Source organism: Comamonas granuli NBRC 101663, from assembly GCF_000739995.1.
GTDB classification, from domain to species: domain Bacteria; phylum Pseudomonadota; class Gammaproteobacteria; order Burkholderiales; family Burkholderiaceae_C; genus Simplicispira; species Simplicispira granuli.
The window spans coordinates 76079-95465 of the sequence record NZ_BBJX01000014.1 but is presented as its reverse complement, the minus strand read 5'-3'; the positions used below and the strand labels follow the sequence as shown (position 1 = coordinate 95465).

The 19387-nt window shown below is 71.2% G+C and carries 21 protein-coding genes; 10 read left to right on the top strand and 11 right to left on the bottom strand.

Annotated features, from left to right (window positions below; genetic code table 11):
* Window positions 1-11 precede the first annotated feature (11 nt).
* From tolA to CGR01S_RS14045, 9 genes are all read right to left on the bottom strand, one after another.
* On the bottom strand, window positions 12-1001 hold the full coding sequence (tolA, locus tag CGR01S_RS14085; protein ID WP_042428494.1) for a cell envelope integrity protein TolA: 990 nt from the start codon (window positions 999-1001) through the stop codon (window positions 12-14).
* Between the two features lie 19 nt (window positions 1002-1020).
* Window positions 1021-1446 carry an ExbD/TolR family protein gene (locus CGR01S_RS14080; protein WP_042428491.1) on the bottom strand — a complete coding sequence of 142 codons (426 nt, stop codon included), beginning with the start codon at window positions 1444-1446 and terminating at the stop codon, window positions 1021-1023.
* A gap of 18 nt (window positions 1447-1464) precedes the next feature.
* Window positions 1465-2169, bottom strand: a complete 705-nt coding sequence (gene tolQ, locus CGR01S_RS14075) for a protein TolQ (protein WP_042428489.1) — start codon at window positions 2167-2169, stop codon at window positions 1465-1467.
* On the bottom strand, window positions 2166-2582 hold the full coding sequence (ybgC, locus tag CGR01S_RS14070; RefSeq protein ID WP_042428487.1) for a tol-pal system-associated acyl-CoA thioesterase: 417 nt from the start codon (window positions 2580-2582) through the stop codon (window positions 2166-2168). Before ybgC ends, tolQ begins: the two co-directional genes overlap by 4 nt.
* 1 nt (window position 2583) lies before the next feature.
* Window positions 2584-3768: a pyridoxal phosphate-dependent aminotransferase gene (locus CGR01S_RS14065; RefSeq protein WP_042428484.1), complete on the bottom strand. Its 1185-nt coding sequence runs from the start codon at window positions 3766-3768 to the stop codon at window positions 2584-2586.
* Window positions 3765-4292: a transcription antitermination factor NusB gene (nusB, locus tag CGR01S_RS14060; protein WP_042428482.1), complete on the bottom strand. Its 528-nt coding sequence runs from the start codon at window positions 4290-4292 to the stop codon at window positions 3765-3767. The genes CGR01S_RS14065 and nusB overlap by 4 nt, the downstream gene beginning before the upstream one ends.
* Entirely contained in the window at window positions 4289-4753 is a 465-nt protein-coding gene (gene ribH / locus CGR01S_RS14055) for a 6,7-dimethyl-8-ribityllumazine synthase (protein ID WP_042428479.1), read from the bottom strand. The genes nusB and ribH overlap by 4 nt, the downstream gene beginning before the upstream one ends.
* Before the next feature lie 10 nt (window positions 4754-4763).
* On the bottom strand, window positions 4764-5885 hold the full coding sequence (gene ribBA / locus CGR01S_RS14050) for a bifunctional 3,4-dihydroxy-2-butanone-4-phosphate synthase/GTP cyclohydrolase II (protein WP_042428477.1): 1122 nt from the start codon (window positions 5883-5885) through the stop codon (window positions 4764-4766).
* Window positions 5886-6117: 232 nt separating this feature from the next.
* Window positions 6118-6420, bottom strand: coding sequence for a 2Fe-2S iron-sulfur cluster-binding protein (locus CGR01S_RS14045; RefSeq protein WP_042428474.1), 303 nt, complete (start codon window positions 6418-6420; stop codon window positions 6118-6120).
* Window positions 6421-6777: 357 nt separating this feature from the next.
* Here CGR01S_RS14045 and CGR01S_RS14040 point away from each other — a divergent pair, with 357 nt between their 5' ends.
* Window positions 6778-7707 (top strand): aminotransferase class IV, encoded by a 930-nt coding sequence (locus CGR01S_RS14040; RefSeq protein WP_042428471.1) that lies wholly within the window; start codon window positions 6778-6780, stop codon window positions 7705-7707.
* A 206-nt stretch (window positions 7708-7913) separates the two neighbouring features.
* Here CGR01S_RS14040 and CGR01S_RS14035 read toward each other — a convergent pair whose 3' ends face one another.
* Window positions 7914-8798: an NUDIX hydrolase gene (locus CGR01S_RS14035; protein ID WP_042428469.1), complete on the bottom strand. Its 885-nt coding sequence runs from the start codon at window positions 8796-8798 to the stop codon at window positions 7914-7916.
* 142 nt (window positions 8799-8940) lie between these two features.
* Between CGR01S_RS14035 and CGR01S_RS14030 the strand changes: the two genes are divergently transcribed.
* From CGR01S_RS14030 to ylqF, 4 genes are all read left to right on the top strand, one after another.
* Window positions 8941-9849: an SDR family oxidoreductase gene (locus CGR01S_RS14030; RefSeq protein WP_042428467.1), complete on the top strand. Its 909-nt coding sequence runs from the start codon at window positions 8941-8943 to the stop codon at window positions 9847-9849.
* A gap of 120 nt (window positions 9850-9969) precedes the next feature.
* Entirely contained in the window at window positions 9970-11502 is a 1533-nt protein-coding gene (gene gshA, locus CGR01S_RS14025; RefSeq protein ID WP_042428465.1) for a glutamate--cysteine ligase, read from the top strand.
* 5 nt (window positions 11503-11507) lie between these two features.
* Window positions 11508-12440 carry a prenyltransferase gene (locus CGR01S_RS14020; protein ID WP_217997539.1) on the top strand — a complete coding sequence of 311 codons (933 nt, stop codon included), beginning with the start codon at window positions 11508-11510 and terminating at the stop codon, window positions 12438-12440.
* Window positions 12441-12503: 63 nt separating this feature from the next.
* Window positions 12504-13457: a ribosome biogenesis GTPase YlqF gene (gene ylqF, locus CGR01S_RS14015; RefSeq protein ID WP_042428461.1), complete on the top strand. Its 954-nt coding sequence runs from the start codon at window positions 12504-12506 to the stop codon at window positions 13455-13457.
* Between the two features lie 12 nt (window positions 13458-13469).
* Here the strand turns inward: ylqF and CGR01S_RS14010 are convergent, their stop codons facing one another.
* Window positions 13470-14258: a pseudouridine synthase gene (locus tag CGR01S_RS14010; protein WP_042428458.1), complete on the bottom strand. Its 789-nt coding sequence runs from the start codon at window positions 14256-14258 to the stop codon at window positions 13470-13472.
* An 87-nt stretch (window positions 14259-14345) separates the two neighbouring features.
* On the opposite strand from CGR01S_RS14010, the gene CGR01S_RS14005 reads away from it, so the two are divergent.
* From CGR01S_RS14005 to CGR01S_RS13985, 5 genes are all read left to right on the top strand, one after another.
* Window positions 14346-14681, top strand: coding sequence for an ankyrin repeat domain-containing protein (locus CGR01S_RS14005; protein ID WP_042428455.1), 336 nt, complete (start codon window positions 14346-14348; stop codon window positions 14679-14681).
* A gap of 48 nt (window positions 14682-14729) precedes the next feature.
* The gene (locus CGR01S_RS14000; RefSeq protein ID WP_042428452.1) at window positions 14730-15659 is read left to right on the top strand and encodes a DHH family phosphoesterase; all 930 of its coding nucleotides are present in this window, start codon (window positions 14730-14732) and stop codon (window positions 15657-15659) included.
* A gap of 63 nt (window positions 15660-15722) precedes the next feature.
* Window positions 15723-16613: an EamA family transporter RarD gene (gene rarD / locus CGR01S_RS13995; protein WP_042428449.1), complete on the top strand. Its 891-nt coding sequence runs from the start codon at window positions 15723-15725 to the stop codon at window positions 16611-16613.
* Window positions 16614-16685: 72 nt separating this feature from the next.
* Window positions 16686-17318 (top strand): hypothetical protein, encoded by a 633-nt coding sequence (locus CGR01S_RS13990; protein ID WP_042428446.1) that lies wholly within the window; start codon window positions 16686-16688, stop codon window positions 17316-17318.
* 16 nt (window positions 17319-17334) lie between these two features.
* Window positions 17335-19332 carry a DUF3857 domain-containing protein gene (locus tag CGR01S_RS13985; RefSeq protein WP_042428444.1) on the top strand — a complete coding sequence of 666 codons (1998 nt, stop codon included), beginning with the start codon at window positions 17335-17337 and terminating at the stop codon, window positions 19330-19332.
* Window positions 19333-19387: the final 55 nt, after the last annotated feature.

The window sequence follows — 19387 nt, the reverse complement described above, 5'->3', positions numbered from 1 at the left end:
GGGTCGGCCTCTCAGTCCTTGGGCCTAAAGCCGATGACCAGCGAGGAGGGCACGCGACCGTCCACGTCGCGCGGCAGGGTTTCGGTCTTCTGCAGGGCGCGCAGCACGGCGTCGTCCCAGGCCTTGTTGCCGCTCGATTGCGTCAGGCGCACGCCGGTGATGGTGCCGTCGGGTGCGGCGCGCACCTCCACCTCGGCGCGCGGGTTGCCCGCCACGGCGTCGGGGTAGACGATATTGGGCTTGACCTTGGCGGCCACCCGGCCACCGTAGCTGCCCGAAGGGCCGGCGTCGCGCTGGGCCGTGCCTGTGGCATTGGCGCCGCCGGTGGCGCCGGCCAGGCCCTGCATGCGGCGCAGGGCCTCCTGGCGCCGCTCCTCGGCGGCCTTGGCGTTGGCCTTGTCGATGGCTTCCTGCTTGCGCTTTTCCTCGGCTTCCTGGCGCTTCTTGTCTTCGGCCTGCTGTTTCTGCTTTTCCAGCTTTTCCAGGCGTTCCTTCTCGCGCTGCTTTTCCTTTTCCTTCTGCAGGCGTTCCTTTTCCTTCTGCAGGCGTTCCTTTTCCTGGGCGCGGCGCTCTTCTTCCTTGCGTTCGCGTTCGCGCTTGTCGCGCTCCAACTGCTGCGCGCGCTCCTTCTCTTTCTTTTCCTTCTCGATGCGCTTTTTCTCGCGCTCGATGGCCAGGTCGGCCTCGCGCGTGTCGGGCTCGGCCTGGCGCGGTGGCGGCGGCGGTGGGGGGGGAGCGGGCACGGGCTGCGGGGGCGGCGGCGGCGGCGTGGGGGTGGGCTCGGGCTGCGGCTCGGGTTCGGCGCGCGGCGCGGCCTGCTGCGGCACGGCGGCCCAGAGCTCGGCCTGCACGGCGGGCTGGTCGGTGGCCGTCTTCCAGTTCACGCCCCAGGTCAGGGCGGCAATGAGCAGCGCATGCACGAGCACGGCCAGCACGATGGCGCGCACGCGCGCCGGTGCGTGGGGCGGGGCCAGTTGGTCGCGGTCGTCGTGGGCGTGCATGCGGCGGGGTGGGCGGCGCTCAGCCGCCCTGCTTGACGGACAGGCCCACGCGCTGCACGCCGGCCCTTTGCAGCGCGTCCATGGCCTTGACCACGGCTTCGTAGCTCACGGACTTGTCCGCGGCGATGATGACGGCCGACTCGCCCGGTTGGGCCTGCTGCCACTGCAGTGCCGCCGCGCCGATCTCGCGCGTGTTCATGCTGCGCTCGGCGTCGCGCGTCTTCCAGCGCAGCGAGCCGTCCTTGGTGACGACCACCGTGGCGAAGCTCTTGGGCTGGTTCCTGCTTTTGCCCACGCTGGGTACATCGATGGCCCCGGGCGTGAGCATGGGCGCCGTCACCATGAAGATGATGAGCAGCACCAGCATCACGTCGATGAAGGGCACCATGTTGATCTCGTTCATCGAGCGGCGCCGTCCGGCGCCGCGGGGGGCCATGGTGGGCATGCGCGGCTTCCTTGTGCGTCAGTGCCCCGAGGGCGTGGCCACCGGGTGGGCACCCAGGTTGCGCTGCAGGATGTTGGAGAACTCCTCGATGAAGGTCTCCTGGTGGATGGCCACGCGGTCGATGTCGCGCGCAAAGCGGTTGTAGGCGACCACCGCGGGAATGGCCGCGAACAGGCCGATGGCCGTGGCCACCAGGGCCTCGGCGATGCCCGGGGCCACGGTGGCCAGCGTGACCTGCTCCATGCCGGCAAAGCCCGTGAAGGCGTGCATGATGCCCCACACCGTGCCGAACAGGCCCACGTAGGGGCTGACCGAGGCCACCGAGCCGAGGAAGGAGAGCTGGGATTCGACCACGTCCATCTCGCGCTGGAAGCTCGCACGCATGGCGCGGCGCGCGCCGTCGAGCAAGGTGCCGGGGTCGGCAATGCGGCGCTCGCGCAGCTTCTGGTATTCGCGCATGCCGCTGGCGAAGATGCGCTCCATGGGTCCGGCGTTCTTGGCGTTCTGCACGGCGCTGGCGTACAGGTCGTTGAGGCTGGTGCCGGACCAGAAGTCACGCTCGAATTCGTCGTTGAGCGTCTTCACGCGCTTCAAGGCGAACAGCTTGCGGAAGATGGCGGCCCAACTGGCGACCGAGACGCACAGCAGCAGCAGCATGACGAGCTGTACCACCCAGCTGGCGTGCAGCACCAGGTTCAGGATGGACAGGTTGGAGTCATTCATGAAAGCAGTTCCAGAAGGTCGTTGGGAATGCGCGCCGGGCGCAGGGTGGCGGCATCGACGAAGCCTATGCGTACCGTCGCTTCGCTCAGCAGGGTGGGGGCGGCAGAGGGCATGTGCTCCGGGCGCCGTAGCGCCTGCTGCGCGATGGTCATGGAAGCGCGGCCCTTTTCGGTCAGGCAGGCAGTGACAAGCAAGAGATCGTCCAGGCGTGCCGGCTGCAGGTAGCGCAGGCGTGCCTCGGTTACGACAAAGATGCCGCCCGTTTGTTCCCGCAGTGCCTGCTGCGACAGTCCGTGGGAGCGCAGCCATTCGGTGCGCGCGCGCTCGAAGAACTTGAGGTAGTTGGCGTAGAACACGATGCCGCCGGCATCGGTGTCCTCCCAGTAGATGCGGATGGGCAGCTCGAATGCCATCTCAGCCCAGTATGGTTTGCAGCCGCGCCACCGACTCTTGCAACTGTGCCATGGAGTTGGCCGTGGAGAAGCGCACGTAGCGTGCTGGGTCGTGGGTGCCGAAGTCGCGCCCGGGGGTGATGGCCAGGTGGGCCCGGCGCATGAGCTCGAAGGCGAAGTCCCAGCTCCCGCTCACGCCCAGGCGTTCGCAGGCGGCGCTGCAGTCGGCCCAGGCGTAGAAGGCGCCGTCGGGCATCACCGGCACGGCCAGGCCCAGGCGCTGCAGTTCGGGGATGAAGTAGTCGCGCCGCGCCTTGAACTCGGCGCGCCGGCGTTCGTATTCGGCAATGCTCTCGGGCTCGAAGCAGGCCAGGGCGGCGTGCTGCGCGACGGTGCTGGCGCAGATGAACAGGTTTTGCGCCAGGCGCTCGACCACGGGCACTAGGCTTTCCGGCACCACCATCCAGCCCAGGCGCCAGCCCGTCATGTTGAAGTACTTGCTGAAGCTGTTGATGCTGATGATGTGGTCGTCGATGGCCAGGGCCGTGTGGCCGAAATGCTCTTCGTAGGACAGGCCCAGGTAGATCTCGTCGATGAGCGTGATGCCGCCGCGCTCCTGCACCACGGCATGGATGCGCGCGAGCTCCTCGGGCGCGATCGAGGTGCCCGTGGGGTTGGAGGGCGAGGCCAGCAGCACGCCGCGGGTGTGCTCGTTCCAGGCCGCGCGCACCTTCTCGCCGCTGAGCTGGAAGCGCTCCTCGGCGGTGGTGGGGATGAGCACCGCGCGCCCCTCGGCCGCACTCACGAAGTGCCGGTTGCAGGGGTAACTGGGGTCGGGCATGAGGATTTCGTCGCCCGCGTCGATCAGGGCCAGGCAGGCCAGCTGCAGCGCAGCCGAGGCCCCGGCCGTCACGACGATGCGCCGCGCCGGCACCTGCACGCCAAAGCGCTGCTGGTACCAGGCGCTGATGCGCTCGCGCAGGGCCTCCAGGCCCAGGGCATTGGTGTACTGCGTATGGCCTGCGCGGATGGCGCGCTCGGCGGCCTCCTGCACGAGCGGCGGCGCGGTGAAGTCGGGCTCGCCGATGTTGAGGAAGATCATGGGCGCGCGCGTGCCGGCCACCTCGCGTGCCAGGGCCTGCGCGGCCTTGGCCACTTCCATCACGTAAAAGGGTTCGATGCGCTGGGCGCGCGTGGAGAGCTTCATGGTGCGGGCTTCCTGCCCGTGTCCTGGGCGTCTGCGGCTACTTCGGCGGCGCGCAGGCGCGGCGCCAGGCCGCCGAGCACCCCGTTGACGTACTTGTGCCCATCGGTGCCGCCAAACTCCTTGGCCAGTTCGATGCACTCGTTGAGCACCACGCGCCAGGGCACGTCCAGGCAGTGCTGGAATTCGTAGGCGCCTATCCACATGACGGCGTGCTCGATGGGCGAGATCTCGGCCAGCGGGCGGTCCAGCAGCGGGGCGATCAGGCCGTCCAGGTCGGCGGCGCTGGCGATGCAGCCGTGCAGCAGGGCGTCGTAGTGTGCGGTGTCGGCCTTGTGAAAGCCCGAGAGGTCGCGCGTGAACAGGTCGATGGCCGCGGCCTCGTTGCGCCCGACCAGGTGCTGGTACAGCCCCTGCAGCGCAAACTCGCGTGCGCGCGTGCGCCCCGGCTTGCTCGACGCCTTGCGCGCGCCCGTGCGCGTGCGGCCCGGGACGCGGGGCTGTGCGGGAGGCGGGGTGGTGCTCATGACAGCGCGTCCAGCAGGTTGGCCATTTCCACGGCGACGTGGGCGGCGTCACGCCCCTTCTCGGTCTGGCGCGCAATGGCCTGTTCCAGGTTTTCCGTCGTCAGGATGGCGTTGGCCACGGGCAGGTGGTAGTCCAGCGCCACGCGCGAGACGCCGGCACCCGACTCGTTGGCCACGAGCTCGAAGTGGTAGGTCTCGCCGCGGATGATGCAGCCCAGCGCGATCAGGGCGTCGTATTCATCCTGCTCGGCCAGGGCCTGCAGCGCCACGGGCACTTCCAGGGCGCCGGGCACGAGGACGTGGCGGATGTGCTTGTCCTGCACGCCCAGGTCCAGCAGGGCGGTGCGGCAGGCCTCCCACAGGGCGTTGGTGATGCTTTCGTTGAAGCGCGCCTGCACGACGCCGATGTGCAGCTTCTTGCCGTCGAGCCGGTCGCCCGTTCCTTTTTCTGCGCCAAACATGGGGTGTTCCTTATTCCTTGGGGATGTATCCGGTGATCTCGAGCCCGTAGCCCGCCATGCTGGGCAGGCGGCGCGGCTGGCCCATGAGCTGCATCTTGGCAACGCCCACTTCGCGCAGGATCTGCGCGCCCACGCCGTAGGTGCGCAGGTCCATGCGGCCACGCTCGGGCGCCTGGGCGGCGCGGGCCTTGCCTTCGAACTGCTCCAGCAGTTGCGCGCCCGACTCGCCGCAGTTGAGCAGCACGGCCACGCCGCGCCCCTGCTGGGCGATGTAGGCCAGGCTGGTGTCCAGGCTCCAGGAGTGCATGGAGCGGTGCACCTCCAGCACGTCGAACACCGACAGCGGCTCGTGCACGCGCACGGGCACGACCTCGTCGGCGCCCCACTGGCCCTGCACCAGCGCCAGGTGCACGGCACCGCTGGGCTTGTCGCGGAAGGCGTGGGCGGTGAAGTCGCCAAAGGCCGTGCGCAGCGGGCGCTGGCCCACCTTCTCGACCAGGGACTCGGTGCGGCTGCGGTATTCGATGAGGGCGGCAATGGTGCCGATCTTGATGCCGTGCTCCGCGGCAAAGAGCTGCAGGTCGGGCAGGCGCGCCATGGTGCCGTCGTCCTTCATGATCTCGCAGATCACGGCAGCGGGGCTGCAGCCGGCCATGGCAGCGAGGTCGCAGCCGGCCTCGGTGTGGCCCGCGCGCATGAGCACGCCGCCATCGACGGCCTGCAGCGGGAAGATGTGGCCGGGCTGCACCAGGTCGCTCGGCTGACTTGCCTTGGCCACGGCCACCTGCACGGTGCGCGCGCGGTCGGCGGCGGAGATGCCGGTGGTCACGCCCTCGGCCGCCTCGATGGAGACGGTGAAGGCCGTGCTGTACACGGTGCCGTTGCGCGCCGCCATGGGCGGGAGCTTGAGGAATTCGCAGCGCTCGCGCGTGAGCGTCAGGCAGATCAGCCCGCGGCCGAAGCGCGCCATGAAGTTGATGGCCTCGGGCGTCACATGGTCGGCGGCCAGGACCAGGTCGCCCTCGTTCTCGCGGTCTTCCTCGTCCACGAGGATGACCATGCGCCCGGCGCGCAGCTCGGCAACGATGTCTTGCACCGGCGAGATCGGCGCGGGGGTGGGGGTGGTGTTCATGCGCAAGCTTTCGTCTGGGGGAGGGGCGCACCGGGTGGCCGAGCGCAACGCGGGTTCCCCGGTGCTGCCAGGCGGGCCGGACCGCCCCGCAGGCCTTGCCAAAGAACGAGCGATGCGGCGCTGCCGCACGGGGGGCGCACGCGCTGGATGCGGCACGGCCCGAAAGAGGGGATTTTAGTTCACCCCCGCTGCCGCGGCGCCGATCCGGGCCACAGGGCGTGCGGCCGCCGTTTCAGATGGACGGCACTTCCAGCACCAGGTCGGACGTGGGGTAGGCCACGCAGGGCAGCACGCAGCCGCTGGCGTGCTCCTCGGGGGTGAGGCCGGGCCACTCCATGCGGTAGCGCACCTGGCCCTGGGCCAGTTGTGCGATGCAGGTGCGGCAGTTGCCGCTGCGGCAGGAGCTGGGCCAGGCGATGCCGCCCTGTTCCATGGAGTCGAGCAGGGTGTGCTCGGGCCAGGCGTCGCACTGCTGGCCGTCGGGCTCGGTGCGCAGGGTGAAGAACGGAATGCCGGGCGACGGACTCGTGCTCATGGGGGATTGCGGCGGCGGGCCGCGTGCAGGGGAAAGCGCGGCATGCTAGCGAAAAACCGGCATCCTGGTGCGGCTGGGGGGCAAGCCGGGCGCACGCACGGGCGTGCACAAAAATGCAGCAGCGCAAGCCTTGTGCTTGCAAATCAAGGACTTGGCGTTGTCATACAGCGCTTGTCCCGAGTTGTCCACACGATTGTCCAGTGCGGGCAGGGATAACCCGCGGCCCTGGTTCATCCTTATGCATCAAATAGGCCCCTGGCGCTTGCTGATCAAGCGCAAGCAGCTATTGTTTTGATAGTTCCGCAGGGTGTCGCTCGGGTATGCCGCAGAGGCGGCGCGGCGCGCCACAATGGCTGCATGCCACACACCACCCCCACCCCCGACTTCTCCCAGGGCGCCGCCTATGTGCGCGGCCAGTACGTTCCCATCGGCGAGGCCGCCATCCCCATCACCGACTGGGGCTTTCTGCGCTCGGACGCGACCTACGACGTGGTCACGGTGTGGCAGGGCGCCTTCTTCCGGCTCGATGCGCACCTGGAGCGCTTTCTCGCGAGCTGCGCGCGCTTTCGCCTCGACCCGGGGCGCACGGCAGAGCAGATCACGGCGGTGCTGGAGCATTGCGTGCGCCTGTCGGGCCTGCGCGACTCGTATGTGGAGATGATCGTCACGCGCGGCCAGCCGCCCTGGGGCTCGCGCGACCCGCGCCAGGCGGTCAACCAGTTCTACGCTTTTGCCGTGCCCTTTGTCTGGATTGCCAACGCCGAGCAGCGCGCACGCGGGCTCAACCTGGTGGTCAGCAGCGTGCAGCGCATTCCCGCGCACAGCGTGGACCCGCGCGCCAAGAACTACCACTGGAACGACCTGACCATGGGCCTGCTCGGCGCGCTCGATGCGGGCGGCGATACCGTGGTGCTCTCGGACGGCGCGGGCCATGTGGTCGAGGGACCGGGCTTCAACGTGTTCTGCGTGAACGCCGAGGGCGTGCTGGTCACGCCCGCCGAGGGGGTGCTCGAGGGCATCACGCGGCGCACGGTGCTCGAGATGGCGCAGGCGGCGGGCCTGCCGCTGCAGGTGCGTGCCCTGCCGGCCGCCGAGCTGCGCGGCGCACGCGAGGTGTTTCTCTCCACCTCGGGCGGCGGCGTGCTGCCCGTCACGCGCGTCGATGGCCAGCCCGTGGGCGATGGCGCGGTGGGGCCCGTCACGCGCCAGCTCGTGCAGACCTACTGGGACTGGCACCGCGACCCGCGCTACAGCCGCCCGGTGCAGTACGCACCAGCGCCGGCCTGAGCGCGGCCGGCCGCGGGGCGCTTAGAGCCTGTTCACAATCTTTTCATAGTGCCCGCAAGGCAGCAAAAAGCCGCAATCTAGGCGCGCGCCGCAGGCCATGCTGGCGGCCTGGGCAAGGTGCGCAACGACGAGTGCGGCTTTTTGCTGCCTTGCACCTGCCACTTTTGCGGGGCAACGGGCACTATGAAAAGATTGTGAACAGGCTCTTATGCGAACAGCGCCTCGAAGCCTTCCTCGGGCAGAAACCGCCGCCCCTGCTGGCGCAGCCGCGTGGGGCCGGGCAGGGCGCGTTCGCGCACCGAGTGCAGGGGGTCGCCCGGGTAGCAGATGGTGCGCGCGCCCGCGTCCACGAAAGCCTCGGGCAGGATGGTGGGCGGGCTCTGGCGGCGTGCGGCCGCCAGCACGCTGTGCACGCTGGCGTGGCGCGCCAGTTGCGCCAGGCTCATGATCTGCGGCGGTGCCAGGTCGATGGCCCCGTCGCGGTACTGCTCCAGCGCGGCGCGCGGCGCCAGCCAGACGCTTTCGGTGGTTTCCTCGTTGTCGTGCAGGGCCGTCTGGCCTGCGGGCGCCTCGGCGACGAAAAAGCGCGTGTCGAAGCGCCGCGTGCCCATGGCGGGCGCCAGCGGCGTGATCCAGCGCGACCAGGGCGCCAGTTGGCGCGTGGCCAGGCGCAGGCCCAGGCCGGCAAGCACCTGCGCAAAGGGCTGGCCCGCGTGCAGCAGGGCGCGTGCGTGCGGTGCGTCCAGGCGCGCCTGGGGCGCGGCCGCCTCGGCCAGCAGCAGGCCGCATTCCTCCAGCGCCTCGCGCAGCGCCGCCACGTGCAGGCCGGCGGCCGTCGCCGGGGCGATGCCGGGCTCGCCCAGGCCGGCGTGCAGGTCCGCGGGGCTGCGGTCGAGCAGGGCGGCGCTGGCCGGATCGCTGTCCTCGGCGTCGAGCTTGCCGCCCGGGAACACATAGACGCCGGCCATGTTCGCCATCTGCGCATGCCGGCGCAGCAGCAGGGTCTGCAGGCCTTCGGGGCTGTCGCGCAGCAGCACCACGGTGGCGGAGTCGCGCGGGGTTTCGATCTGGGTGGGGGCAATGGGCTGCATGGCGGAGCTGACGGTGGAGGAAGTCGCGCACGGTACTGTGGCAGCCGGGTTTGTAGCGTAAAGTGGCGCGCGCTGTCGCGCCGGGCAGTCCCGTGCGCGACCCGTTTTCCTTTTCGTCGAATACACAAGGAGTGGATGCACCATGGAACTGGATTTCAAGGGCCGCGTGGCCATCGTGACGGGCGCGGGCGGCGGCCTGGGGCGCCAGCATGCGCTGGCGCTGGCGCGGCGCGGCGCCAAAGTGCTGGTCAATGACCTGGGCGGCGCGGTGGACGGCAGCGGCGGCTCGGTCACGGCCGCGCAGGCCGTGGTCGACGAGATCCGCGCCGCGGGCGGCGAGGCGCTGGCCAATGGCGCCTCGGTGACCGACTTCGCCGCCGTGCAGGCCATGGTGCAGCAGGCCGTGGATGCCTGGGGGCGCGTGGACATCCTGGTGAACAACGCCGGCATCCTGCGCGACAAGTCCTTCGCCAAGATGGACATGGCGGACTTCGCACTCGTGGTGCAGGTGCACCTCATGGGGGCGGCGTATTGCTGCAAGGCCGTGTGGCCGCACATGGTGGCGCAGAACTACGGACGCATCGTCATGACCACGTCCTCCACCGGCCTGTACGGCAACTTCGGCCAGGCCAACTACGGCGCGGCCAAGCTCGCCCAGGTGGGCCTGATGCAGACGCTGGCCATCGAAGGGGCCAAGTACGGCATCCACGCCAACGCCCTGGCCCCTACGGCGGCCACGCGCATGACCGAGTCGCTGTTCCCGCAGCAGCTGCTGGACGCGCTGCAGCCCGAGGCCGTGGTGCCCGCCATGCTGGTGCTGGCCCACGAGAGCGCGCCCACGCGCACCATCCTGTGCGCGGGCGGCGGCAGCTTCGAGGCCGCGCACATCACGCTCACCCAGGGCATCCACCTGGGCCTGGGCGCCGATGTGCCCGAGCAGCTTGCGGCCCGCCTGGCCGAGGTGACCGACCGCACCGGCGAGCAGGTGCCCGCCAGCGGTGCGGCGCAGGGTGCGATCGAGGTGGAAAAGGCCATGGCGGCGGGCGCCTGAGGCCTGCGGGCGGTGCTGCTCGGCCCGGCCGCGCCCCGCGGCCCGGCATGACCCGGCGCAATGCAGGCCTGCTCCGGGCGTGCTAAGTTCCGGGCCGCAAAAAACAAAATGGCAAGCACCATGAACATCTTGCAGGAACGCATCGCCCGCCTGGACGCCAACCGCCTGGCGGGCATGCGCCGCGGCATAGAGAAAGAGGGCCTGCGTGTGCTGCCCACGGGCGAGGCCCTGGCCCTGACGCCGCACCCGGCGGCCCTGGGCTCGGCGCTCACGCACCCTTGCATCACCACGGATTACAGCGAATCGCAGATCGAGCTCATCACCGGCGCGCACACCGGGGTGCAGGCCTGCCTGGACGAGCTGACCGAGATCCACCAGTACGTCTACCGCGTGCTCCAGGTCCAGGGCGGCGAGATGCTCTGGGTCTCCAGCATGCCGTGCAACCTGCCCACGGACGAGACCATTCCGCTGGGTCGCTACGGCAGCTCGAACATCGGGCGCGCCAAGAGCATTTACCGCATGGGCCTGGGCCACCGCTACGGGCGGCGCATGCAGACCATCTCGGGCATCCACTACAACTGGTCGCTGCCGGGCGTGACCAGCGACGAGTATTTCGGCCTGATCCGCAACTTCCGCCGCCACGCCTTCGTACTGCTGTACCTGTTTGGCGCCTCGCCCGCGCTGTGCCCCTGCTTCGTCGAGGGGCGCGCGCACCATCTGCAGCCCCTGCCCGGCGGCAAGGCCCTGTACCTGCCGCATGCCACTTCGCTGCGCATGGGGCGCCTGGGCTACCAGAGCGAGGCGCAGTCCTCGCTGTCGGTGAGCTACAACGGGCTGCAGGGCTACGCCAATTCGCTGCACGAGGCGCTCACGCGCCCGTACCCGGCCTACGAGACCGTGGGCATCCGCAACCCGGGGGGCGACTACAACCAACTGGCCACCAGCCTGCTGCAGATCGAGAACGAGTTCTACGGCACCATCCGCCCCAAGCGCACGGTCCAAAGCGGCGAGCGCCCACTGCACGCGCTGCGCGAGCGCGGCGTGGAGTACGTGGAGGTGCGGCTCATGGACCTCGACCCCTTCGTGCCCGTGGGCATCACCGCGTCCACCATGCGCCTGCTCGACGTGTTCCTGCTGCACTGCCTGCTGTCGGACAGCCCGCCCGACACCCCGGCCGAGATCGCCGAGCTGCGTGCCAACCAGTTGCTTACCGCCGGGCGCGGGCGCGAAAGCGGCCTGTGCCTGCAGCGCCAGGGCCAGAGCGTGCCGCTGAGCGCCTGGGCCGCCGAGATCCTCGCGCAGTGCGCTCCGCTGGCAGCCGCGCTGGACGCCAGCAGCGGCGGCTCCGACTACCGCGCCGCCCTGCAGCAGGCGCAGGGCCTGCTCGCGCGCCCCGAGGACACGCCGTCGGCGCGCGTGCTCGAGCGCATGCAGGCGGAGCACGGGCACAGCTTTTCTTCCTTCACCACGCAGCAGTCGCAGCAGGCGCGCGACCACCTGCTGGCCCTGCCCTGGCAGGCTGCGCAACAGGCGCGCTACGAGGCCCTGGCGCGCCAGTCGATCGAGGCGCAGAAAGCCATCGAGGCGGCCGACAGCCTGCCGTTCGAAGAATGGCGCCAGCGCTACGTCTCGCCCGAGGGCCTGCTGGTCTGAGCGCCTTGCCGCCTTCCGCCGTGTCGGTGCGCCCGCGCTGGTCCGTGGCACTGCTGCTGCGCATGGCGCGGCCGGGCTTTCTGGTGGCCACGCTCGTGGGCTGCGTGCTGGGCCTGGCCTCGGCCTGCGCGGCCGGGGCGTTCTCGTCCGTGCCGCGGGCCCTGGTGACGGTGCTGCTGGCCCTGCTGCTGCACGCCGCGGCCAATATGCTCAACGACCATGCCGACGCGCTCAATGGCGCCGATGCCGCCAATGGGCAAGGGCTTTTTCCGTTCACGGGCGGTTCGCGCCTGGTGCAATCGGGAGTGGTGCGGGCGCTCGACATGCACCGCGTGGCGCTGGTGCTGCTGGCCGTGGTCGTGGCGGCGGGGGCCGTGCTGGCCTGGCACGCCGGGCCGGCGCTGTGGTGGATAGGCCTGGCCGGCCTGGCCCTGGGCTGGGCGTATTCCATGCCGCCGCTGGCGCTGATGGCGCGCGGCTGGGGCGAGGTGGCCGTGGGGCTGGCCTGGGGCCTGGTGGTGGTGGGGACGGACTATGTGCAGCGCGGGCACGCCGCCCTGCCGGCCGTGGCCGCTGCGACGGGCTACGCCCTGCTGGTGGCCAACATCCTCATCGGCAACGGCTTTCCGGATGCCGCCTCCGATGCCCAGGTGGGCAAGCGCACCCTGGTCGTGCGCCTGGGCACGCGGCGGGCCGCGCTGCTGTGCCTGGCCCTGGCCCTGACGGCGCACGCCGGGCTGGCGCTGTGGGTGGCGGCCGGCGTGCTGCCCGCCGGGGCGCTGTGGGCCCTGGGCGCGCTGCCCCTGTCCCTGCTCGGCGCCGCGGGGCTTTGGCGTTACCGCGACAATGTGCAGCGTCTGCGGCCCGCGCTGGCGCTGGGCATTGCCGCTGCGGTGGTGCACGGGCTGGCGCTGGCGGCCGGACTGTGCCGCCTTTGAGTCCGGTCTGGCGGGCGGTGCAGGCCGCTTCCTACCGGTTGAATGCACGAAACGAAAGCTCCCATGTCCATCCAGTGGTTTCCCGGCCATATGCACCTGACGCGCAAGGCCATTGCCGAGCGCGTCAAGAACATCGACGTGGTCATCGAACTGCTCGACGCCCGGCTGCCGGGCTCGAGCGGCAACCCCCTGCTGGCCGAGCTCACGGGCCACAAGCCCACGCTCAAGGTGCTCAACAAGCAGGACGTGGCCGACCCCGAGCGCACGGCGCTGTGGCTGGCCTGGTACAGCGCGCGTCCGGGCACGCAGGCGCTGGCGCTCGACGCCTCCGACAGCGCTCCGGCGCGCAAGCTCATCCAGGGCTGCCGCGCGCTGGCGCCGCAGCGCGTGGGCATGTCGCGCCCCATGCGCGTGCTCATCGTGGGCGTGCCCAATGTGGGCAAGTCCACCCTGATCAACACCCTGAGCAAGAAGCGTGAGGCCAAGACGGGTGACGAGGCCGGCATCACCAAGCAGGAACAGCGCATTGTGCTCGAGGACGACTTCTACCTCTGGGACACGCCCGGCATGCTGTGGCCCAAGATCATCGTGCCCGAGAGTGGCTACCACCTGGCCGCCAGCGGCGCCATGGGGCGCAATGCCTACGACGAGGAGCTCGTGGCGCTGGAGCTGCTGCGCCGCCTGCAGGCGGCCTATGCGCCGCTGCTGGAGGCGCGCTACCGCCTGGGCCTGGAGCCCGCTGCGCTGGCGGCCCTGCCCGACCACGAACTGCTCGATGCCATAGGGCGCAAGCGTGGCGCGGTGATGAGCGGCGGGCGCGTCAACGTGCAGAAGGCGGCCGAGCTGGTGCTGACCGACTTTCGCAGTGCCGCGCTGGGCCGCATCACCCTGGAGACGCCGCAGGAGTTCGAGGCCTGGCTGGCCGCGGGCCAGGCGCAGGAGGCCGAGCGCAAGGCGCGCAAGCTGGAGCTGGAACGCCAGCGCAAGGGTGCGCGGCGCGGCCCGCCCCGCGGCTGAGGCCCCCTGCACTCACGGTGGCGCGCCGGCGCCCGGGAAGGATTCAGGCCCCGCCCATTGCCAGGGCAGGGCGTGCAGCAGGGCGTGCCAGTCCTCCAGGCCCGCCGGGCCGGGCGGCGCGCCAGCTGCGGCCGGCGCCAGGGCCAGGCCGCTGTGCACCTGCAGCGGCGCGCCGCTGCAGGGGTGGGGCAGTTGCAGGCTCCAGGCATGCAGCCACAGGCGCTGCAGGCCCAGTTGTCCGGCCCACCAGCGGTTGAGCGGGCCCTTGCCGTGCGTGGCGTCGCCGAGGATGGGGTGGGCCAGGTGCTTGAGGTGGCGGCGGATCTGGTGGCGCCGCCCCGTGGCGGGCTCGGCCAGCACCAGGCTGGCGCGCGTGCTGGCAAAGCGCGGGTCGCTCTCCAGCGGCAGTTCCAGCCGCGCCAGGCAGGTGAAGCGGGTGCGTGCGGCCTGCGCGGGCGCATCGGGGGGCGCGTCGTCGGGGCGCAGGGCGTGATCGACCTCGGCGCGGGCCGGTGCCCAGCCGCGCACCGCGGCCAGGTAGCGCTTGGCCACGCGCTGCTGCTCGAAGGCTTCGCTCAGGCGGCGCGCCGCCTGCGGGTGCAGGGCCAGCGCCAGCACGCCGCAGGTGCCCTTGTCGAGCCGGTGCACGGGGTAGACATGGCAGCCCAGTTGGTCGCGCAGCGTCTGCACCACGAAGCGGGTTTCCCCCGCGTCCAGCCCCGTGCGGTGCACCAGCCAGCCGGGGGGCTTGTAGATGGCGACCAGATGCTCGTCGCGCCAGAGGATGGGGAGGGCGGTCATGGTCGGTGCGGCTGGGTGCAGGGCGTGGCCGGGCAACTATACAAGCCCTATGATGCGTGCCCACGTGCACAACCACCGGGGTATCCGATGTCCGCAGGCGACTGGAAAGACATGTATGCGGCCGCGCTGGCGGGCGATCTGCCGCGCGTGCGCCACCACATCCTCTCGGGCGTCGATCCGGACTACCAGCATCCGGAGGTGATGTGCACCCCGCTGGTCGCCAGCCTGGTCCAGGGCCACGATGCGGTGGCGCAGTTCCTGCTGGAGCACGGGGCCAGCCCGCACCTGCGCTCGGAGTTCGACGGGCTCACCCCGCTGCAGGCCGCGCGCCGGCATGGCCGCGCGCAGTTGGCGCAGCAGCTCGCGCAGCGCGGCGCCCGCGAGGCTGCGCCCTCCTGGTGGCGGCGCTGGCTGGGCCTGTAGGCCCGCGCAGGCCAGGCGCCGGCGTGCGGGCAGGCGACAATCGCCTGCATGACGACGATTCTTCCCCTGCGGCTGTTGGTGGCGCCCGACCGCCATGACCCCGACCCCCTGGTGCTGTTCCACGGCAAGGGCTGCCCCGACGGCTTTGCGGCCGCGCTGGCGGCCTGGCTGTTCTATGGCGCGCGCGTGCAATGCCTGGGCCTGGACCATGGCGACGTGCAAAGCCTGGCCGACCTGCCCCCCCTGCAGGGGCGGGCGGTGTATGTACTGGACTTTTCCTTTTCCCCCGAGCTCCTGCGTGCCATCGAGGCGCAGGCCGCCAAGCTGGTGCTGCTGGACCACCACAAGAGCGCTGCCGAGCGCCTCACGGGCTTTGCCTGCCGCTGCGGCGTGGTGCATTTCGACCTGCACAAGTCCGGCGCGCGCCTGGCCTGGGAGTTCTTCCACCCGCAGGCGCCGCTGCCCGACCTGGTGCGCTACGTGGAGGACCGCGACCTGTGGACCTGGCGCTACCCGGAAAGCGCGGCTTACCTGGCCGCGCTGGACATGGAGCCCCAGAGCTTCGAGCGCTGGCAGCAGGTGTTGGCGTTCGATGCGCCGCAGCAGGCGGCGTTCATCGCCCGCGGTCAGGCCATGGACGAGAAGTTCCGCCAGCTCGCCGCCGACATGGCCGAGGCGGCCCAGCCCCTTACCTTCAATGGCGTACCCGGCCTGATGCTCAACGCCCCCAGCGCCTTCCACAGCCTGCTGGGCGAGATGCTCTCGCACCGGAGCGGCAGCTTTGCGCTGCTGTGGACGGTCAATGCCAAGGGACTGATCAAGGTGGGCCTGCGCTCGCAGCGCGGCTACGACTGCTCGCCCCTGGCCGAGAGCATGGGCGGCGGCGGCCACGCGCAGGCCTGCGGCTTTCGCATGCCGGCCAGCCGCCTGCCCGAGCTGCTCAGCGGCGCTTTCGAGGCCCAGCCCCGCGCTTCGTAAAGCGTTTGCCGGCCGGGCGCCCCTGCCGGGCGCCCGGCGTCCTGTCTGAAAGGCTGTCCCGCTGTGTTCAAAGGCATTGCCGCCTCGGTTTTCGCATCCTTCCTGTTCGCGGCCCTCTACGACCTGTCGCCGCGCCTGGCGCCGCTGGGCGGGGAAGACATTTTCGGCTGGCGCGTGCTGTGCTCGCTGCCGTTCACCACGGCGCTGCTGTTCTGGCGCGGCGAGGGCGCGCACCTGCGCGCCCTGCTGCAGCGCGTGCGCGCGCGGCCCGTGCTGGCGCTGGGGCTGGTGCTCAGCAGCGCCCTGTTCGGGGTGCAGCTCTGGCTCTTCATGTGGGCGCCGTTGCATGGGCGGGCGCTGCCCGTCTCGCTGGGCTACTTCCTGCTGCCGCTCACGCTGGTGCTGACCGGGCGCGTGCTCTACCGCGAGCAGCTCTCGCCTGCGCACCGCGCCGCCACGGCCCTGGCGGCGCTCGGCGTGGGCTGGGAACTGCTGCGCGCGGGCGGCGTGTCGTGGGAGACGGCGCTGGTCGCCCTCGGCTACCCGGTGTACTTTGCCCTGCGCCGCCGGCTCGGCACGCAGCAGCTCGCCGGGCACTGGCTGGACCTGGCCCTGCTTGTCCCCGTGGCCCTGTGGTTCGTGCTGCGCGCGCCCTCCACGCTGCCCGTGGTGCTGGCCCATCCGCCGCTCTGGGCACTGGTGCCGCTGGTGGGCGTGGTCAGCTCCGTGGCGCTGGCGCTGTACATGGCGGCCAGCCGGCTGTTGCCCCTGGGCCTGTTCGGCCTGCTGTCCTACGTGGAGCCGGTACTGCTGGTGGGCGTGGCCCTGCTGCTGGGCGAGAGCCTGGCACCGGGCCAGGAGCCGCTGTACGCGCTGGTGTTCGCTGCCGTGGGCCTGCTCGTGCTCGACGGCGGCCTGCGCCTGCGGCGCGAGTGGCGGCGTGTGAAAGAATAGCGAAATCCGACCCTGGCGCTCTGTCCATCAGCGCGACCAGCTATTGAAAACGTAGCATCAAAGAAAGCCTGTATGACGCCGACCATGACCTGGATGCGCGCTGCCCTGCGGCGCTGGGCCTGGCTGCTGCTGGGCCTGGTGGCGCTGCCCGCGCTCGCCCAGCCCGCGCAGGGCCAGTGGGGCCAGCGCCTGCTGCAGACCATCGACCTGCCGGCCGAGGCCGTGGCGCGCCTGCAGCAGGCGCCCGCCGTTGCCGACGCCCAGTCCGCGCCGGCGCAGAGCGAGCCGGTCTGGCGCGGGCCCACCCTGGCCCTGAGCACCGAGGGCAGCCCCTACACCGTGGTCATCAAGGCCAGCGGCACCGCGCCCGCCGACGGCGAAGCCGCCCTGCACCTGCGTGCGGGCTGGGCGCTGGACGGCACCGTGCACAAGCTCCTGCTGCCTGCCATGGCGCAGCCAGGCGCGCACGCCGGCCAGGCCGTGGAGCTGACGGGCGTGTCCATCCCCGTGAGCATGAAGCAGGACCGCGAGGCGGTGCTGCGCATCGACGCGGGCTCCACGGCCAACCTCGGCCTGGCGGGCGTGCAGGTCGAGATCTGGTCGGGCATGGGCAATGTCAGCATGAGCCATCCGCTGCTGTCGTGGGTGCCGCTGCTGCTGGGGCTTTTCTTCGTCGGCTTTGTCGTCTGGATGCGGCGCCAGTAGGCCGCGGGTGCCGAGCATGTCCAGGCGTCTGCCGCTGTCCTTCTCCCTCGGCCGCCTGTGCTGGCGCGCCGCCCTGGGCTGCGCCCTGCTGCCGGCCGGCCTGGCGCTGGCGACCGAGCCCACGGTGCTCGAGCGCTGGCACGTGCGCTACGACGTGGAGCGCGACGGGCGCGCCACGGTGACCAAGGAGCTGCACCAGAAGATCCTGCAGCCCCAGGCCCTGCCCGAGGCCGCGGCCTATGACTTCAGCTTTCTCACCGGCCTGCAGCAGGGCAGCCTGCTGGAGGCCTACACCCTGAAGCCGGACGGGCGGCGCATCGACGTGCCCCCCGCGAGCTTCCAGAGCGCGCCGGACGAGGGCGACCCGGCGCGCACGCGCACCCTGGTGCGCTTTGCCGATGTGGCTGTGGGCGACACCGTGGCCGTGCGCTTTCGCATCGCCGACCGGGAGGCCGTGCTGCCGGGGGCGTTCTCGCTGGCGCATGGCTTCTCGCCCTTCAGCGTGCACCGCGACAGCCGCATCACCGTGCGCGCGCCCCAGGGCCTGGACCTGCGCTTCGAGGCCCATGGCCTGCAGGAACTGCCCGCGAGCACGCAGGGCGGGAGCGTGGAGCGCCAATGGGAGTACCGCAACCCCGCAGCGCGCCCCTGGAGCGCCGCCGACGAGGGCCTGTGGCGCATGGAGGAAACCCCCGTGCTGCTCGCCAGCAGCTTCGCCAGCCATGGCGCCCTGGCGCGCGCCTATGGCGCCCGCGCCCGGCCCCTGGCCGAGCCCACGGCGCGCGTGCGGGCGCTGGCGCAGGAGGTCGCGGGCGGCGCGGACGACGCCCGCGAGCGCGCGCGCCTGCTGTACGAATGGGTGTCCACGCACATCGCCCCGGCGGGCGGCGCCTGCCTGGGCCTGGGGGCCATGGTGCCGCAGGCGCCGGATGCCGTGCTGGCGCGCGGCGCGGGCGATTGCAAGGACCAGGCCACGCTGCTGCAGGCACTGCTGGCGGCCGTGGGCATCCGCAGCGAGCAGGTGCTGCTGAACGCGGGCGAGGTCTACGACCTGCCCGCCACGCCCGTGCTCTCCAGCCTGGACCACGTGATCAACTACCTGCCCGACTGGCAGCTCTACCTCGACGCCTCCGCCGCGCTGATCCCCTTCGGCCACCTGCCGGCCCACGCCTACGGCAAGAACGTGGTGCATGGCGAGGCCGAGCCGGCGCTGCGGCGCATCCCGGCCGGAGCGGCCGGCGCCAACGGCCAGGCCGTGCATACGCGCCTGCGCGTGGCGGCCGACGGCAGTGCGCGCGGCCGCATGGAGGTGGAGTTCCAGGGCGTGCAGGCGGCGCGCATGCGCGACTACCTGCGCCGCCTCGACGCAGCGGCGCAGCGCGACTTCGCGCACCAGTGGCTGGCGCGCTCGGGCTACCGCGGGCGCGGCACGCTGGAGGCGGGCGAACCCGCCGACACCCCGCTGCTGGCCGAGCGCTACGCCCTGGCCCTGTCCTTCGAGATCGACAACTACCTGCAGGCGGGCACGCAGGGCGCCTTCGTGCTCGCCCCCGTGGTGGACCTGCCGCTGTCGGTCGTGCGCCTGGCGGTGGCCAGCTTCCCGCAGCCGCAGCGCCGCGTGCGCTGCTACGGCTACCACAGCGAGGAGACCTACGACATCGAACTGGCGCCCGGCGTGGCCTTCACCCGCCTGCCGCCGGACTTCCAGGTGCGCAGCCAGCCGCTGCGCTACAGCGGCCACTACGAGCGCACGGCCCAGGGCCTGCGCGTGCAGCGCATTCTGCGCGACGACACGCCCCAGGGCGTGTGCGAGCCTGCCGCCCTGCAGGCCTGGGTGGCCCAGGCCCAGCCCATCGCGCAAAGCCTGCAGGGCCCGATCTACTACCGCCTGCCCGCGGCCCTGGGGCCGGCCCACGCCCGCGCGCCCGCGGCCCTGGCGGCGCCGCGCCCGGCGGGCAAGGCCCGCCATGCGGTCAAGGCCAGCAAATCGGGTAAGAAAAAAGCAAAGAAATAGGGCTCCAGCGCTTATCCATCAAGCGCTGGCAGCTATCAAAAAAAGAGTGCTTTGC

What these genes read in the sequence shown, in the direction of transcription:
- CGR01S_RS14080 (WP_042428491.1), bottom strand. Translation starts at nt 1,446, where the DNA reads ATGCCCACCATGGCCCCCCGCGGCGCCGGACGGCGCCGCTCGATGAAC.
- tolA (WP_042428494.1), bottom strand. Translation starts at nt 1,001, where the DNA reads ATGCACGCCCACGACGACCGCGACCAACTGGCCCCGCCCCACGCACCG.
- ybgC (WP_042428487.1), bottom strand. Translation starts at nt 2,582, where the DNA reads ATGGCATTCGAGCTGCCCATCCGCATCTACTGGGAGGACACCGATGCC.
- nusB (WP_042428482.1), bottom strand. Translation starts at nt 4,292, where the DNA reads ATGAGCACCACCCCGCCTCCCGCACAGCCCCGCGTCCCGGGCCGCACG.
- tolQ (WP_042428489.1), bottom strand. Translation starts at nt 2,169, where the DNA reads ATGAATGACTCCAACCTGTCCATCCTGAACCTGGTGCTGCACGCCAGC.
- gshA (WP_042428465.1), top strand. Translation starts at nt 9,970, where the DNA reads ATGAACATCTTGCAGGAACGCATCGCCCGCCTGGACGCCAACCGCCTG.
- ylqF (WP_042428461.1), top strand. Translation starts at nt 12,504, where the DNA reads ATGTCCATCCAGTGGTTTCCCGGCCATATGCACCTGACGCGCAAGGCC.
- CGR01S_RS14035 (WP_042428469.1), bottom strand. Translation starts at nt 8,798, where the DNA reads ATGCAGCCCATTGCCCCCACCCAGATCGAAACCCCGCGCGACTCCGCC.
- CGR01S_RS14005 (WP_042428455.1), top strand. Translation starts at nt 14,346, where the DNA reads ATGTCCGCAGGCGACTGGAAAGACATGTATGCGGCCGCGCTGGCGGGC.
- CGR01S_RS14065 (WP_042428484.1), bottom strand. Translation starts at nt 3,768, where the DNA reads ATGAAGCTCTCCACGCGCGCCCAGCGCATCGAACCCTTTTACGTGATG.
- CGR01S_RS14010 (WP_042428458.1), bottom strand. Translation starts at nt 14,258, where the DNA reads ATGACCGCCCTCCCCATCCTCTGGCGCGACGAGCATCTGGTCGCCATC.
- CGR01S_RS14000 (WP_042428452.1), top strand. Translation starts at nt 14,730, where the DNA reads ATGACGACGATTCTTCCCCTGCGGCTGTTGGTGGCGCCCGACCGCCAT.
- CGR01S_RS13990 (WP_042428446.1), top strand. Translation starts at nt 16,686, where the DNA reads ATGACGCCGACCATGACCTGGATGCGCGCTGCCCTGCGGCGCTGGGCC.
- CGR01S_RS13985 (WP_042428444.1), top strand. Translation starts at nt 17,335, where the DNA reads ATGTCCAGGCGTCTGCCGCTGTCCTTCTCCCTCGGCCGCCTGTGCTGG.
- ribH (WP_042428479.1), bottom strand. Translation starts at nt 4,753, where the DNA reads ATGTTTGGCGCAGAAAAAGGAACGGGCGACCGGCTCGACGGCAAGAAG.
- CGR01S_RS14030 (WP_042428467.1), top strand. Translation starts at nt 8,941, where the DNA reads ATGGAACTGGATTTCAAGGGCCGCGTGGCCATCGTGACGGGCGCGGGC.
- CGR01S_RS14040 (WP_042428471.1), top strand. Translation starts at nt 6,778, where the DNA reads ATGCCACACACCACCCCCACCCCCGACTTCTCCCAGGGCGCCGCCTAT.
- CGR01S_RS14045 (WP_042428474.1), bottom strand. Translation starts at nt 6,420, where the DNA reads ATGAGCACGAGTCCGTCGCCCGGCATTCCGTTCTTCACCCTGCGCACC.
- ribBA (WP_042428477.1), bottom strand. Translation starts at nt 5,885, where the DNA reads ATGAACACCACCCCCACCCCCGCGCCGATCTCGCCGGTGCAAGACATC.